Source organism: Methylorubrum sp. Q1 (assembly GCF_004683995.1).
Lineage (GTDB): Bacteria > Pseudomonadota > Alphaproteobacteria > Rhizobiales > Beijerinckiaceae > Methylobacterium.
In genome coordinates this window covers 85327-99180 of record NZ_SRHQ01000018.1, presented here as the reverse complement: position 1 = coordinate 99180, position 13854 = coordinate 85327, and the positions used below count along the sequence as shown (strand labels likewise).

Genomic DNA, 13854 nt, shown 5'->3' with positions numbered 1-13854 from the left:
CTTCGAGGCTGCTTTGCAGCATCTCAGGATGAGGGGGCTGGGTGGGAGGTTCGACAGATCCCTGCCCTGAGCCGTCTCCCCATGGCCAAGATCCAACAGACCTTCGTCTGCCAGTCCTGCGGGGCGGTCTACAACCGCTGGCGCGGGCGCTGCGAGGCCTGCAACGGCTGGAACACGATCCAGGAGGAGGTCGCCTCGGCCGGCCCGCAATCGGGCCCGGCCGCGACCCGGCCCTCGCGGGCACGGGGCCGCATCTTCCCCCTCGAAGGCCTGACCGGCGAGGCCAAGGAGGCGCCGCGCACGCCGTCGGGCATCAACGAGCTCGACCGCGTCACCGGCGGCGGCTTCGTGCGCGGCTCGGTGATCCTGCTCGGAGGCGACCCCGGCATCGGCAAGTCGACCCTGCTGATGCAGGCCTCCGCCGCCATGGCCAGGAGCGGGGAGCGCGTCGCCTACATCTCCGGCGAGGAGGCGGTGGGGCAGGTGCGCCTGCGCGCCGAACGCCTCGGGCTGACCAAGTATCCGGTGGAGCTGGCGGCGCAGACCAATGTCGAGGACATCGTCGAGACGCTGTCGCAGGGCCACCCGCCCGCGCTCGTCATCATCGACTCGATCCAGACCATGTGGACCGAGACCGTGGAATCGGCGCCCGGCACCGTGACGCAGGTGCGCAGCTCCGCCCAGGCCCTGATCCGCTTCGCCAAGACCACGGGCACGGCCGTCATCCTCGTCGGCCACGTCACCAAGGACGGGCAGATCGCGGGCCCCCGCGTGGTCGAGCACATGGTCGATGCCGTCGCCTCGTTCGAGGGCGACCAGGGCCACCATTTCCGCATCCTGCGGGCGGTCAAAAACCGCTTCGGACCGACCGACGAGATCGGCGTGTTCGAGATGACCGATGCCGGGCTCGCCGAGGTGCCCAATCCCTCCGCCCTGTTCCTGGCGGGCCGCGACCACGCCGCGCCGGGCACCGCCGTCTTTGCCGGGATGGAGGGCACGCGCCCGCTGCTGGTCGAGATCCAGGCGCTCGTCGCCCCCTCCTCGCTCGGCATGCCGCGCCGGGCCGTGGTCGGCTGGGACCCCAACCGCCTGTCGATGGTGCTGGCCGTGCTGGAGGCCCATGGCGGCATCCGGCTCGGCGGCCACGACGTCTACCTCAACGTCGCCGGCGGCCTGCGCATCACCGAGCCCGCCGCGGATCTCGCGGTCGCCGCCGCGCTCGTCTCGTCGCTCTCGGGCGCGGCTCTGCCCTCCGACTCGGTCTATTTCGGCGAACTCGGCCTGTCGGGGGCGGTGCGGCCGGTCTCGCAGGCGCCGGCCCGGCTGAAGGAGGCGTTGAAGCTCGGCTTTGGCAAAGCGATCACCCCGCAAGGGCGCGGCGAGGCCGGGGACCGGGCGCTGCCGACGGATGCGCTGCGCCACATCGCCGACCTCGTCGCCGGCATCGCCTCGGGCGCGCCGCGGAAGGGCGGGGGCCGCCCGCGGGCCGTGCGCTTCGAGGAGGAGATGTAGCGCGGCCTATTCCGGCGCGAGATGCGGCCGCAGGATCGTCAGCATCCGCTCGGCCGAGGTGCCGGGCGGAAAGAAGCCGAGATAGGCGCCCGAGCGATCCATCAGGTAGACGAAGGCGGAATGCTCGACGGCGCGGCCGCCCCCGGGGCGCAGGCTCGTCTCGTAATAGACCTTGTAGGCGTCGGCGGCGCGGCGGACCGCCGCCTCGCTGCCCGTCAAGCCGACCAGACGCGGATGGAAGTTCGGCAGGTACTCCGCCAGAAGCGCGGCCGTGTCGTGCTCGGGGTCGAGCGTGATGAAGACCGGCTGGACGGCGTCGCCGGCCTCGCCCAGCAGCGTGAGGGCCCGCCCGATCTCCATGAGGTCCGTGGGGCAGACATCCGGGCAGGCGGTGTAGCCGAAATAGACCAGAAGGAGACGGCCGCGAAAATCGGCCTCCGTCCGGGGCCGCCCCTCCTGATCGATCAGCGCGAAAGGGCCGCCGACCGGCTCGCGGTTCCACATCAGCACGTCCATCAGCTCGGCGGCCGAGCGGCGGGGCGGGGTCTCGCCGCAGGCGGGGACGACGGCGGCGAGCGCGCAGAGCAGAGCGGCCGCGAATGTCCGGCTACGCACTGAAGACGAGCCGGCTGCCGGTGGTCGGAACGATCACGTTCTCCGGCATCTGCGCCTGCGCCTCGAGGGCGAAGTTCAGGCCGCTGCAATGCATCGGCACGACGACATCGGGCTGGAGCTTTTTGATCTCGGCCACGACCTGGGTCAGGTAGTCCTTCGGCGCGGGTCCGAGATGGAACCCGCCGACGATGGCGTGGACGCGTTCGATGCCGGAGACCTCCTGCGCCTGGCGCACGGAGTTGACGATGCCGACATGGCCGCAGGACGAGATCACCACGAGGCCCTTGCCCTTCACGTTGAAGCAGGTGGCGTGCTCGTGGACGTGCTCGTCGGGGATGATCTTTCCCTGGAGTTCGGCGGGCGAATAGTGGCTGGCATCGCAGCCCAGCCCGTCGGTGATGCCGCGCTCGACGAAGGTGTTGGGCAGGATGCGCTCGATGGAGGAGCGCTTGATCTGCCCCGTGGTGAAGGCGTGGCCGGCGACCACGGTGGGCGTCTCGCAGAGCACGGTCGAGATCTTCTGCGCCGTCAGTTCGCGCCGGTCGAGCTGGCCGAAATCGGTGAACTGGCCGGGGACGCCGCTCGGGCTGTGGCGGTGGCAGAAATTGTCCTCGCCGCCGGCATAGAGCTTCAGGTCGGGCGCGAGCGCGCTCCTGTACGTGTCGAGGAACCCGGTCAGGCCGCCGTAATGGTCGTGGTGGCCGTGGCTGACGATCAGAGCATCGATCTTGGTGGGATCGACCTTGAGGATCTCGATATTGTTGAGCAGGGCCTCGGGGCTGTAGCCGAAATCGAGCAGGATCGTACGGGCCTCCTCCGCCCGCCAGGATTCGGCGAAGAGCGACAGGCCCCACTGATTGTGCAGCACCTTGCGGTAATCGCTGCCGCGCCCGTTGCCCGGCGGCTGATGCAGCACGCCCTGCACGGTCGCGGGCTTCAGGAACTGGTCGTGGGCCGAATCGATCAGGACGCGCAGGGACAGCTTATCGACCGTCGGCACCGTGATCGGGGCGGCATTCGCGATCTCGATACAGGAGAACCCGGCGGCGGCACCGGCCGCGAAGAGTGCGGAGCCCCGCAGGAAGCCACGCCTGTCGATCGTACCGGCCATAACCCTCACCCCGTCCGGATATTGAATACTTCGGTTATAGCCGAGGTTGCTTGGAAGATGATTTCCTCTTTCGAAGCGATCAGAGAATATTATGCGCACGCCATCGTGACGACGAGGGATTTCGCTCTCACCGGCCGATTTTCTTTGATGAATCGGATCTGCGGCCGGGACGGCCGATCCCGGGAGGAAGCCCGGCACCCCTGCCGATGCGGGAATGGGGAAGGCGGCGCGGGCGGCTCGGCGGCGCCCGCACGGAGCGCCGGCCCGAAGGTGACGGCCGAGGTTCGCCGGGGTATATGGTTAAGGACCACAGCGGATGCGCGGCCCGGGGGAGCCGTCGTCGTCCGGGCAAGGCTGCCTCGTTCCGCCCCAGCGAACCATATCCTGCGATGCCGTTTTCCGTCCTCGACCTCGTGGTGCTCGGCATCGTGCTCGTCTCGGCGCTGCTCGCCGCCGTGCGCGGCGTGACCCGCGAGGTGCTCGCGATCATTGCCTGGGTGGCCGCCGCCGCGGTGGCGTGGTCGCTTCACCCGCTGCTCCTGCCCACCGTCAAGCAGCACATCTCCAGCGATACGGTGGCGCTCGTCGCCTCCATCGCCGCGATCTTCCTCGCCACCCTGATCGTGGTCTCGCTGGTGACGGTGAAGATCTCCGACCTCGTGCTCGATTCGCGCATCGGCGCCGTCGACCGCTCGCTCGGCTTCCTGTTCGGGGCGGGCCGCGGCTTCCTGATCTGCGTGATCGGCTGGGTGTTCCTGGCTTGGCTCGTCCAGGGCAAGGTTCCGGACTGGGCGGCGCAGGCCAAGAGCCGGTCGCTGCTCGAAAGCTCGGGCGAGGCGCTGGTGGCGCAGTTGCCCGACAATCCGGAGGGCTTCCTCAAGCAGTTCCGCAAGCCGAAGGGCGACGGGCCGGAGGAGCCGCCGCCGGAGACCGATCTCCCGGCCCAGCGCCGCAGCGAGGCCGGACCCGAGCCGAAGCGCTGAGGCCGGCCCAACGGCCAGCCTCGACGATCTCCCAAGACGCCGCGGTGCGGAGCAATGCAGCCGCATTGCGCGCGATATGCTGGAATCGGTCTTGGTTGCGACGCGATCCGCGCCTAGGTAACGGTTTCACGACGGTCCTGGCGTAACCCCTCGCGGCCGAGGTCGCGGGCGGCACGCGTCTCCGGCCGTTTCCCGCCGTGCCGGATGCGAGGCCCGCGCGACCCGCGCGCCTCCAGGATTCGAGATCGACATGTCTGTTGTCAGCGCGAGCGCCGATGTCCGTAACCTGGACATCGACGGGGATACGCTTCGCGAGGAATGCGGCGTCTTCGGCATCTACGGGCACGATGACGCCTCGGCCATCACGGCGCTCGGCCTGCACGCCTTGCAGCATCGCGGCCAGGAGGCGGCCGGCATCGTCTCCTACGACGACGGCGTGTTCCACTCCGAGCGCCGCCAGGGCCTCGTCGGGGATTCCTTCTCCGACCGCGCCACGATCGAGCGGCTGGCCGGCCGCTCGGCCATCGGCCACGTGCGCTACTCGACCACCGGCGGCACGATCTTGCGCAACGTCCAACCGCTCTTCGCCGAACTCGCCGGCGGCGGGCTGGCCGTGGCGCATAACGGCAACCTCACCAACGCGCTGTCGATCCGCCGCGACCTCGTGCGCGACGGCGCCATCACGCAATCGACCTCGGACACCGAGGTGATTCTCCATCTGGCCGCCCGCTCGCGCAAACCGCGCATCGTCGAGCGCTTCATCGACGCGCTGCAGCAGATCCAGGGCGCCTACGCCATCGTCGCGCTCACCAACAAGAAACTCATCGGCGCCCGCGACCCGCTCGGCATCCGCCCGCTGGTGCTCGGCGAACTCGACGGCCGCTACATCCTCGCCTCCGAATCCTGCGCGCTCGACATCATCGGCGCCCGCTTCATCCGCGATGTCGAGAACGGCGAGGTGGTGGTGATCTCGGAAGACGGCGTCGAGTCGATCCGCTTTGCCGAGAAGCAGCCGATGCGCCCCTGCATCTTCGAGTACATCTACTTCGCCCGTCCGGACTCGGTGGTGAACGGCAAGAGCGTCTACGGCGTGCGCAAGGCCATCGGCCAGGAACTCGCCCGCGAGGCAGCCCCCGAGGCCGACGTGGTGATCCCGGTGCCGGATTCCGGCGTGCCGGCGGCTCTGGGCTTCGCGCAGGAGGCCGGCCTGCCCTTCGAGATGGGCATCATCCGCAACCACTATGTCGGGCGTACCTTCATCCAGCCGACCCAGACCGTGCGCGAACTCGGGGTGCGGATGAAGCACTCGGCCAACCGCGCCGCGGTCGAGGGCAAGCGCATCGTGCTCGTCGACGACAGCCTCGTGCGCGGCACCACCTCGGTGAAGATCGTGCGGATGATGCGCGAGGCCGGCGCCCGCGAGGTGCATTTCCGCATCGCCTCGCCGCCGATCACCTATCCGGACTTCTACGGGATCGACACGCCCGAGCGCGAGAAGCTCTTGGCCGCGACCCACGATCTCGAGGGGATGCGAAAGTATATCGGCGCCGATTCGCTCGCCTTCCTGTCGATCCCCGGCCTCTACCGGGCGATGGGCGAGGAGGCGCGCAATGCCGACTGCCCGCAATACACCGACCATTGCTTCACCGGCGACTACCCGACCGGCCTGACCGACTTGGCGATCGCCGGGCCCAAGCGCTTCGCCATGCTGGCCGAGGCGGATTGAGCGAGATGGCCGACCCGATCCTCGACGGCCGCGTCGCCGTCGTCACCGGCGCCTCGCGCGGCATCGGCCGCGCCGCCGCCCTGGCTCTGGCGGGCGCCGGCGCCCACGTCGTCGCCGTCGCCCGCACGCAGGGCGGCCTGGAGGAACTCGACGACGCGATCCGCTCCGCCGGCGGCCACGCGACGCTCGTGCCGCTCGACCTCACCGATTACGACGCCATCGACCGCCTGGGTGCTGCGCTCAACGAGCGCTGGGGCCGGCTCGACATCGTAGTCGGCAATGCCGGCATCCTCGGCAACCTGATGCCGGTGAGCCACGTCACGCCCAAGGTGTGGGATGGGGTGATGGCGATCAACGTCACCGCCAACTGGCGCCTGATCCGCTCGTTCGACCCGCTGCTCCAGCGCTCGGACGCGGGGAGGGCGGTCTTCGTCTCCTCGGGCGCGGCCGCGAAATGCCGGGCCTATTGGGGGCCCTACTCCGTCTCGAAGGCGGCGCTGGAGGCGATGGTGCGCACCTATGCCGCCGAGAACGAGCGCACGCGGGTGCGCGCCATGCTGCTCAATCCGGGCCCGCTGCGCACGAGCATGCGCGCCGCGGCGATGCCGGGCGAGGATCCGGCGACGCTCAAGACCCCGGAGGAATTGGCCCCGCATTTCGTGCGCCTCGCCTCCCCCGATTGGAACGAGACGGGCAAACTCTACGATTTCCCCAGCGACCGGGTTCTCGCCTTCTCCGCACCCCAGTAACGGGGTCCGGGGCCAAGGCCCCGGCGGGCTTGCGGGCAGAGCCCGCTTTCTTTGTTTTTCAGGTTTCAGCCATGATCGACGTCCGCTGCATCTGCGCCATCGGCCAGCGGGGCCAGCTCGGCCTCGACGGGCAGCTCCCCTGGGAGGGCAACACCGATCCGCTCTTCGTCGAGGACGTGACGCGCTTCTTCGCGCTCACCATGGGCCATGTGCTGATCGCCGGCCCCAAAACCGTGGCCTCCGTGCCCGAGTTCGCGTTCAAGGACCGCACCATCGACGTGATCCGCTCGCACGAGGATCCGGAACAGGTGCTGGCCCGCTATCCCGGCCGGCGCATCTTCGTCGGCGGCGGCATCGCGGTCTGGAACGTCTATGCGCAATACATCCAGCACTGGGACGTCACCCGCCTCCCCTACGACGGCGAGGCCGACCGCTGGTTCGATCCGGCCTGGCTCGTCGGCGGGCCGCTGCGGAGCTGATTTTTATCGGCACGCGACGCGCACCTCCCTCCTGACACCCCGTCCCCGCTGCCGCATGGCGGTTCAAGCCGGCATTCGCTAAGGAGGCTCGGCCGAGGCCGTGAGCGGCGACGGGCGAGCGCAAGGTAGGATCGGATGAGCGGAACGGACCCGAGAGCCGGCGACAGCGAAGCCACCGCCGATTTCGGCTACGAGCGCGTGCGGCTTTCCGAGAAGCAGGCCAAGGTGGACGACGTGTTCCGCTCCGTCGCGCGCCGCTACGACCTGATGAACGACCTGATGTCGGGCGGGCTGCACCGGGTCTGGAAGTCGCACCTGATCTCGATGCTGCGCCCGTCGCGCACCCGGCCCTACCACCATCTCGATGTCGCCGGCGGCACCGGCGACATCGCCTTCCGCACCCTCGAAGCGGGCGGCCCCGAGACCCGCGTCACCGTGCTCGACATCAACGAGGCGATGCTGCGGGTCGGCGCCGAGCGCGCCGGCCACAAGTACGACGGCCGCATCGATTTCGTCACCGGCAACGCCGAGACGCTGCCCCTGCCGTCGAACCATTTCGACAGCTACACCATCGCCTTCGGCATCAGGAACGTGCCGCGCATCGACGTGGCCCTGCGCGAGGCGCACCGGGTGCTCAAGCCCGGCGGACGCTTCCTGTGCCTGGAATTCTCGCGGGTCGACCTGCCGGTGCTGGAGAAGATCTACGACGCCTACTCCTTCCACGTGATCCCGCGCATCGGCGAGCGGGTGGCGGGCGACCGCGAATCCTACCAGTACCTCGTCGAGTCGATCCGCAAGTTCCCCTCCCCCGACAGCTTCGCCCGGATGATCGAGACGGCGGGATTCAGCCATGTCAGCCATCGCCGGCTCTCGGGCGGCATCGTCGCGATCCATTCCGGCTGGAAGATTTCTTGATTTCTTTCCGATCTCGAGCGCTGACGGGCGCCTCGGCAGGGCCGGGCTCCGCGGCGCAGGGGACGCCTTGCGTCGGTGATCCGGGGCGATCCCTCTTCGAGCAAATGCCTTTCAGGGTTCGATGATGCTCGGCGCCGTCTTCCACCTTGCCCGCGGCGCCCGTGTCGGCTTCGTGCTCGCCCGTGAGGGCGGTCTGGCGCTGATCGACGCGGCGCAATTGCCGCCGCATCTGCGGCTCGCGCTGAAGCTCGGCCGGTCGCTGGAGCGGCGCGGCATCGCGGAGGCCCCCGGCGCGAGCCCGCTGGAGCGGGCGCTGACCCGGCTCGGCCCCTCCTACGTCAAGTTCGGCCAGTTCCTGGCGACCCGCCCCGACATCGTCGGCATGGCCGCCGCGCGCGATCTGGAGCGGCTTCAGGACCGGGTTCCGCCCTTCCGGCAGGGGGTGGCGCTGCGCGTGGTCGAGGGGGAGCTCGGCAAGCCGGTCCCGGTGCTGTTCACCGCCTTCAGCGAGCCGGTGGCCGCGGCGTCCATCGCCCAGGTCCACAAGGCGACGGTGCTCGACGCCGACGGCACGCAGCGTAACCTCGCGGTCAAGGTGATGCGGCCCGGCGTGCGCGAGCGGTTCGCGCGCGACATCCAGGCGATGCGGTTCATGGCCCGCATCGTCAACGCGCTCCTGCCCGATGCCGAGCGCCTGCGTCCGCGGGAGGTGGTCGAGATCCTGGCCCGCTCCGTCACCATGGAGATGGACCTTCGCCTCGAAGCGGCGGCGATGTCGGAACTCGCGCAGAACACCGCGGGCGACGCGGATTTCCGCACGCCGCGCCCCGAATGGGCCCTGACCTCGCGGGACGTGCTGACGAGCGAGTGGATCGACGGCGTGCGCCTCAACGACCGGCCCGGCATCGTCGCGGCGGGCCACGACCCGAAGGCGCTCGGCCGCACGGTGATCCAGTCCTTCCTGCGCCAAGCGATCCGCGACGGCTTCTTCCACGCGGACATGCATCCGGGGAACCTGTTCGTCGATCCGCAGGGGCGGCTCGTCGCGGTGGATTTCGGCATCATGGGCCGGCTCGGCCACGCCGAGCGGCGCTTCCTCGCCGAGATCCTGCTCGGCTTCATCACCCGCGACTATCGCCGCGTCGCCCAGGTGCATTTCGAGGCGGGCTACGTGCCGCGCCACCATTCGGTGGACGATTTCGCGCAGGCCATCCGGGCGATCGGCGAGCCGATCCACCAGCGCCGGGCCGACGAGATCTCGATGGCCAAGGTGCTCACGCTCCTGTTCGACGTGACCGCCCTGTTCGACATGAGCACCCGCACCGAGCTGGTGATGCTGCAGAAGACCATGGTGGTGGTGGAGGGCGTCGCCCGCTCGCTCGATCCGCAGCTCGACATGTGGACCGGCGCCGAACCGGTCGTGCGCTCATGGATCACCCGCCATCTCGGCCCCGTCGGCCGGATCGAGGGCGGCGCCCGCGCGGCGCTGACGCTCGCCGAGGTCGTCTCCGACATCCCCGACATCGCCCAGCGCATCCGCCGCATCATGATCCGCCTCGACGAGGAGGGCTCGCGCGACATCCAGGCGATGGAGCGGATCGCCCGTCTGGAACGGCGGCGGGCGATCTGGTCGACCCTGGCCCTGTGGGGGATCGCGGTGGGGGCGCTGGTGCTGGCGTTCCGGTGAGCGATCCTCTCACCGGCCGAATTTCTCCTACACTCCCCTTCCATGACCGATCTGCTCGACAAGGCGATCACCGCTGCCCGGAACCTCCCGCCCGAGGTGCAGGACGCGATCGCGCGCATGGTGCTGAGCTATGCGGGCGAGGAACAAGCCGTTGACCGCTTCACCTCTGAGGAAGAGGCGGAGCAGGATGAGGCTGATGCCGCCGAAGCGCGTGGCGATTTCGCGACCGACGAGGAGGTGCGCGCTATCTGGGCCAAGTACGGCTTGTAATGCCAGCGCATCAAGCAGCAGACACTGCTTCGGAACTGACTGCCTCAGCCTTACGTGCCCCGCCCTCGGCGTAGAACCGCGCCGTTGCACGAAGTCGATCTGTCATTTCATAGATGTTATCCAGACTGTCGATGCGTACCCGCTCTTCCTTATCGCCATCGAAAAGGCCGATATATTTGATCGAACGATTGAAATGAAGCCGAGCGAGTGGCTTTCGATTGTTATTATCGATCAGAATGCCGCAATAGCTTCTTTGATCTCGCATAATCACACGATCGGCTTTGATGACCTCCCGCACGATGGCGCGAACGATCATGAAGCCTTCGCGCTCTTCATCGGTGGTGACGATTTCGGCATCTTCTACAACAGGCTGTGCTTCGGCAATATCGAGGGCAGCCGTATCGGCAAGCGCATTCGAAAGGCGGGATTGAACAGAGTCCCGGATGATTTCGCGAAAGGCGGCCTTTACCAGCGGCGTGAGTTGCTCTCTGACCTGCGCTGTAAAGCGGCCGGCCTGGACAGGTGCAACGACCATTCGAACGAATTCTTCGGAGGGCGAATCCAACAAGGCCATAATCTCTTTTTTTATTAAAGACGTGTACTTGAGTCTATGGGCAGATTGAAGAATAGCGTCTTCGTTGAAACTACTTCTGGCAAATTTTGTCAGCTCGGCAACGGTCTGGGCGTGAATGTCCGACATTTCGAATGTGAGAAAAGGGCGATCATCAAGCTTATTGGGCGCCTCTAAATCCGTATGAAAATGAAACGTCCGGCCGTTCGTTAGAATCGCAAATTTAGCTGACGTCACTGAAAAATATCGGTAAAGTTGCGCGAGGTGGATTTTATCTAATTTAGTCGTAATAGGCTTGCATTCTACCAATATGCGAATGTCGCCATCGAACTTGATCGCGTAATCGACCTTCTCGCCCTTCTTACCAACAGCGTCGGCCGTGAACTCAGGGACAACTTCATTTGGGTTGAAAACATCGTAGTCGAGGGCGGCTAGAAACGGCAATACGATTGATGTCTTCACTGCTTCTTCAGTCGCCATGGCGCTGGAGTGTGACTTGATACGTTCAGCCAGCGTACGCAGCTTTTCCTCAACGCTCACACCACCCTCCCGGACTGATTCGCCCTAGGATAGTGGCATCATAACAACCTCAAGTCGATCTCTCTGTTCTCCTACTTGCCTCATGTTGAGAGATAAAACCCGATGACGATTTTGCAGGCAGCGAGTGCGGCAACCTCCGTTGCGGTTTGACGTGCAAGGCTCCATCGGATCTCGGTCGCTCGTCGGAGACGCCCCCTCCCCGCTCTTGACGCCGGCCTTACGAATCTTCGTTCTGCGCTCATGTCGCAATCTTCTCCGGGCGCCCTCGCCGGCCGCCGCATCCTCCTGATCGTCGGCGGCGGCATCGCCGCCTACAAGGCGCTCGACCTGATCCGGCGCCTGCGCGAGCGCGGGGCGCAGGTGCGTCCGCTGCTGACCGACGCGGCCCAAGAGTTCGTCACGCCGCTGGCCGCCGCCGCGCTGGCCGGGGAACGGACCCATACCGACCTGTTCGACCGGGAGAGCGAGGCCGATATCGGCCATATCAAGCTCGCCCGGGATGCCGACGCCATCGTGGTGGCGCCGGCTACCGCCAACCTGATGGCGCGGATGGCGACCGGCCACGCGCCGGACCTCGCCTCGACGGTGCTGCTCGCCACCACCCTGCCGATCCTGATCGCCCCGGCCATGAACGTGCGGATGTGGCAGCATCCGGCGACACAGCGGAACCTCGCGACCTTGAAGGCCGACGGCGTCGCGGTGATCGGCCCCAACGAGGGCGCCATGGCCGAGGCCGAGTTCGGCCCCGGGCGGCTGGCCGAGCCGCACGAGATCGCCGACGCGCTCGAAGCCCTGCTGGCACAACGGTCGGGGGGCCAAGGCCTGGGCTTCCTGGCGGGCCGCGAAACCCCGAAAAAACCGCTGGCGGGGCGGCACGTGCTCGTCACCTCGGGGCCGACCCACGAGCCGATCGATCCGGTGCGCTACCTCGCCAACCGCTCCTCGGGGCGGCAGGGCCACGCGGTCGCCGCCGCCGCGGCCGAGGCCGGCGCCCGCGTCACCCTGGTCTCGGGGCCGGTGGCGATCCCCGATCCGGCGGGCGTCGCCGTGGTGCGGGTCGAGAGCGCCCGCGAGATGCTCGCCGCGGTCGAGGCCGCCCTGCCCGCCGATCTCGCGATCTTCGCCGCCGCGGTCGGCGACTGGCGGCCCGCCGAGATGCGGGCGGGCAAGATCAAGAAGGACGGCCACCTGCCACCACCGCTGCAGCTCGTCGAGAATCCGGACATTCTCGCCACCATCGCCGGCCGCGCCGAGGGGCGCCCGCCCCTCGTCGTGGGCTTCGCCGCCGAGACCGACGACGTGATCGTGAACGCGCAGAAGAAGATCGCGCGGAAGGGCTGCGACTGGATCGTGGCCAACGACGTCTCGGCGGAGGGCGGGGTCATGGGCGGCACCGAGAACACCGTCCACCTCGTCGCCCGCACCGGCGGCGTCGAGAGCCATGTCGAGAGCCGTGTCGAGACTTGGCCGAAGCTCAGCAAGGAGGAGGTCGGGCGGCGGCTGGTGGCGCGGTTTTCGGCGTTGCTCGCAGCAAAGCCGTGAGAGCACCGCCCACTTCGTTGGCGGAGGCGCCGCCCCGTGACGGCCCCGCCGGGCTGAGCCTCTGCGTCGAGGGGAAGGGCGGGGCAGCGCGCGCCCGGCCCCGGCCAGCGGCCTAGATCTAGCGCAGGAACAGGGCGGTCGCGGCAGCGCGACGGATGAAGGCGTTGCGTGCGTAGATCCAGGTCGGACCGCCCTGGATCACGTTACGGCTCAAGGCGCGCTTGAAATCGAAGACGCCGCGGTTCCCGGACGGATCGACGCCGCCGAAATCGAAGCGGCTGGCGCCCTCCTGCCGGGCGCGCTCGATGATCCGCCAGACGGCGAGGGTGGCCGCACCGGTCGATCGTGCCCGCTCGTCCGAAGCCGTGAAGAAGTCGGTCCACACCGCGCGCGCGGTGTGGACGATGCGCACCAGGATCGGTTCTCCGCCCTGGCGGATTTCGAGGAAGAGCAGGTGCGGATCGGACGCCGCGAGGTCGCGATAGGCGGCCGTGTCGAGGCCGCTCGAGAAACCCTTGCGCTGCTGGAGGGCGGCATACATCCGCACGAAGGTGTCGAAGGCCCGCAACCGCTCGTCCGGGTCCGTCAGGAAGACGGCGGTGAGATCGGGCTGTCCCGTCGCCTTGTTGACCTCGCGCCGCCAGCGCCGGTCGGCCGCGGCCAGGATCGCGTCCGTTTCCGGTGTCAGGTCGAGTTCGATCGTGTGATCCTTGGCCGTCACGACGGGCACGAAGCCGTGCGACAGCAGGGCGGTGATCCCCTCCGGATCCTGAGGCCGGTAGCTCTTCACCGCGAGCAGATCCGCCGGGCGCAGGGCGAGATGGTCGATGAAGGCGGCGAGCACCGCTTCCGCCCGGAACTGCCCGCGGGCGGTGAGGACCGCTCCTCCCTGCACGAGGATCCGGCGCACGGGGCCGGTGCGGCGCTCCTGGTACTGGATGTAGGCGAGATCCGCGCCGTTGTCGTTCAGGGCGACCTGCCGGACGGTCCAGCCGAGCCGGCTCTTGTAGCGGCCCCAACTGCGGGACGCGTAGAGGTTGGCGGCCGGCTGCTGCCAGAGGATCTCATCCCAATCCTCGGCCCCCGAACGGTCGATGACCGCGACCTGAGCTGTCATGAACCGCCCTTTTCTGTCCGCTCTCTCCGCCAGCCGG

The 13854-nt window shown here is 68.1% G+C and carries 13 protein-coding genes; 9 read left to right on the top strand and 4 right to left on the bottom strand.

What is annotated here, in order from left to right:
- Nucleotides 1-81 precede the first annotated feature (81 nt).
- Nucleotides 82-1512: a DNA repair protein RadA gene (gene radA, locus E4V01_RS17500; protein WP_135299223.1), complete on the top strand. Its 1431-nt coding sequence runs from the start codon at nucleotides 82-84 to the stop codon at nucleotides 1510-1512.
- Nucleotides 1513-1518: 6 nt separating this feature from the next.
- Here the strand turns inward: radA and E4V01_RS17495 are convergent, their stop codons facing one another.
- Nucleotides 1519-2127: an SCO family protein gene (locus E4V01_RS17495; protein ID WP_135299222.1), complete on the bottom strand. Its 609-nt coding sequence runs from the start codon at nucleotides 2125-2127 to the stop codon at nucleotides 1519-1521.
- The gene (locus tag E4V01_RS17490) at nucleotides 2120-3238 is read right to left on the bottom strand and encodes an MBL fold metallo-hydrolase (RefSeq protein ID WP_135299221.1); all 1119 of its coding nucleotides are present in this window, start codon (nucleotides 3236-3238) and stop codon (nucleotides 2120-2122) included. Before E4V01_RS17490 ends, E4V01_RS17495 begins: the two co-directional genes overlap by 8 nt.
- Before the next feature lie 389 nt (nucleotides 3239-3627).
- On the opposite strand from E4V01_RS17490, the gene E4V01_RS17485 reads away from it, so the two are divergent.
- From E4V01_RS17485 to E4V01_RS17455, 7 genes are all read left to right on the top strand, one after another.
- Nucleotides 3628-4221, top strand: a complete 594-nt coding sequence (locus tag E4V01_RS17485; RefSeq protein ID WP_056201185.1) for a CvpA family protein — start codon at nucleotides 3628-3630, stop codon at nucleotides 4219-4221.
- 250 nt (nucleotides 4222-4471) lie between these two features.
- Nucleotides 4472-5947: an amidophosphoribosyltransferase gene (purF, locus tag E4V01_RS17480; protein ID WP_060771206.1), complete on the top strand. Its 1476-nt coding sequence runs from the start codon at nucleotides 4472-4474 to the stop codon at nucleotides 5945-5947.
- Between the two features lie 5 nt (nucleotides 5948-5952).
- Nucleotides 5953-6696 (top strand): SDR family NAD(P)-dependent oxidoreductase, encoded by a 744-nt coding sequence (locus E4V01_RS17475; RefSeq protein ID WP_135299220.1) that lies wholly within the window; start codon nucleotides 5953-5955, stop codon nucleotides 6694-6696.
- Nucleotides 6697-6767: 71 nt separating this feature from the next.
- Nucleotides 6768-7175, top strand: coding sequence for a dihydrofolate reductase (locus E4V01_RS17470; protein WP_135299219.1), 408 nt, complete (start codon nucleotides 6768-6770; stop codon nucleotides 7173-7175).
- A gap of 135 nt (nucleotides 7176-7310) precedes the next feature.
- A complete protein-coding gene (gene ubiE / locus E4V01_RS17465; protein ID WP_060771202.1) occupies nucleotides 7311-8090 on the top strand; it encodes a bifunctional demethylmenaquinone methyltransferase/2-methoxy-6-polyprenyl-1,4-benzoquinol methylase UbiE in 780 nt (259 codons plus the stop codon).
- A 124-nt stretch (nucleotides 8091-8214) separates the two neighbouring features.
- Nucleotides 8215-9777 (top strand): 2-polyprenylphenol 6-hydroxylase, encoded by a 1563-nt coding sequence (gene ubiB, locus E4V01_RS17460; protein ID WP_135299218.1) that lies wholly within the window; start codon nucleotides 8215-8217, stop codon nucleotides 9775-9777.
- Between the two features lie 42 nt (nucleotides 9778-9819).
- Nucleotides 9820-10047, top strand: coding sequence for a hypothetical protein (locus tag E4V01_RS17455; protein WP_135299217.1), 228 nt, complete (start codon nucleotides 9820-9822; stop codon nucleotides 10045-10047).
- Between the two features lie 10 nt (nucleotides 10048-10057).
- Here the strand turns inward: E4V01_RS17455 and E4V01_RS17450 are convergent, their stop codons facing one another.
- Nucleotides 10058-11098 carry a type I restriction enzyme HsdR N-terminal domain-containing protein gene (locus E4V01_RS17450; protein WP_245517597.1) on the bottom strand — a complete coding sequence of 347 codons (1041 nt, stop codon included), beginning with the start codon at nucleotides 11096-11098 and terminating at the stop codon, nucleotides 10058-10060.
- A gap of 300 nt (nucleotides 11099-11398) precedes the next feature.
- On the opposite strand from E4V01_RS17450, the gene coaBC reads away from it, so the two are divergent.
- A complete protein-coding gene (gene coaBC, locus E4V01_RS17445) occupies nucleotides 11399-12700 on the top strand; it encodes a bifunctional phosphopantothenoylcysteine decarboxylase/phosphopantothenate--cysteine ligase CoaBC (RefSeq protein WP_135299215.1) in 1302 nt (433 codons plus the stop codon).
- A 118-nt stretch (nucleotides 12701-12818) separates the two neighbouring features.
- Here the strand turns inward: coaBC and E4V01_RS17440 are convergent, their stop codons facing one another.
- Nucleotides 12819-13817, bottom strand: a complete 999-nt coding sequence (locus E4V01_RS17440) for a lipid II:glycine glycyltransferase FemX (RefSeq protein WP_135299214.1) — start codon at nucleotides 13815-13817, stop codon at nucleotides 12819-12821.
- Nucleotides 13818-13854: the final 37 nt, after the last annotated feature.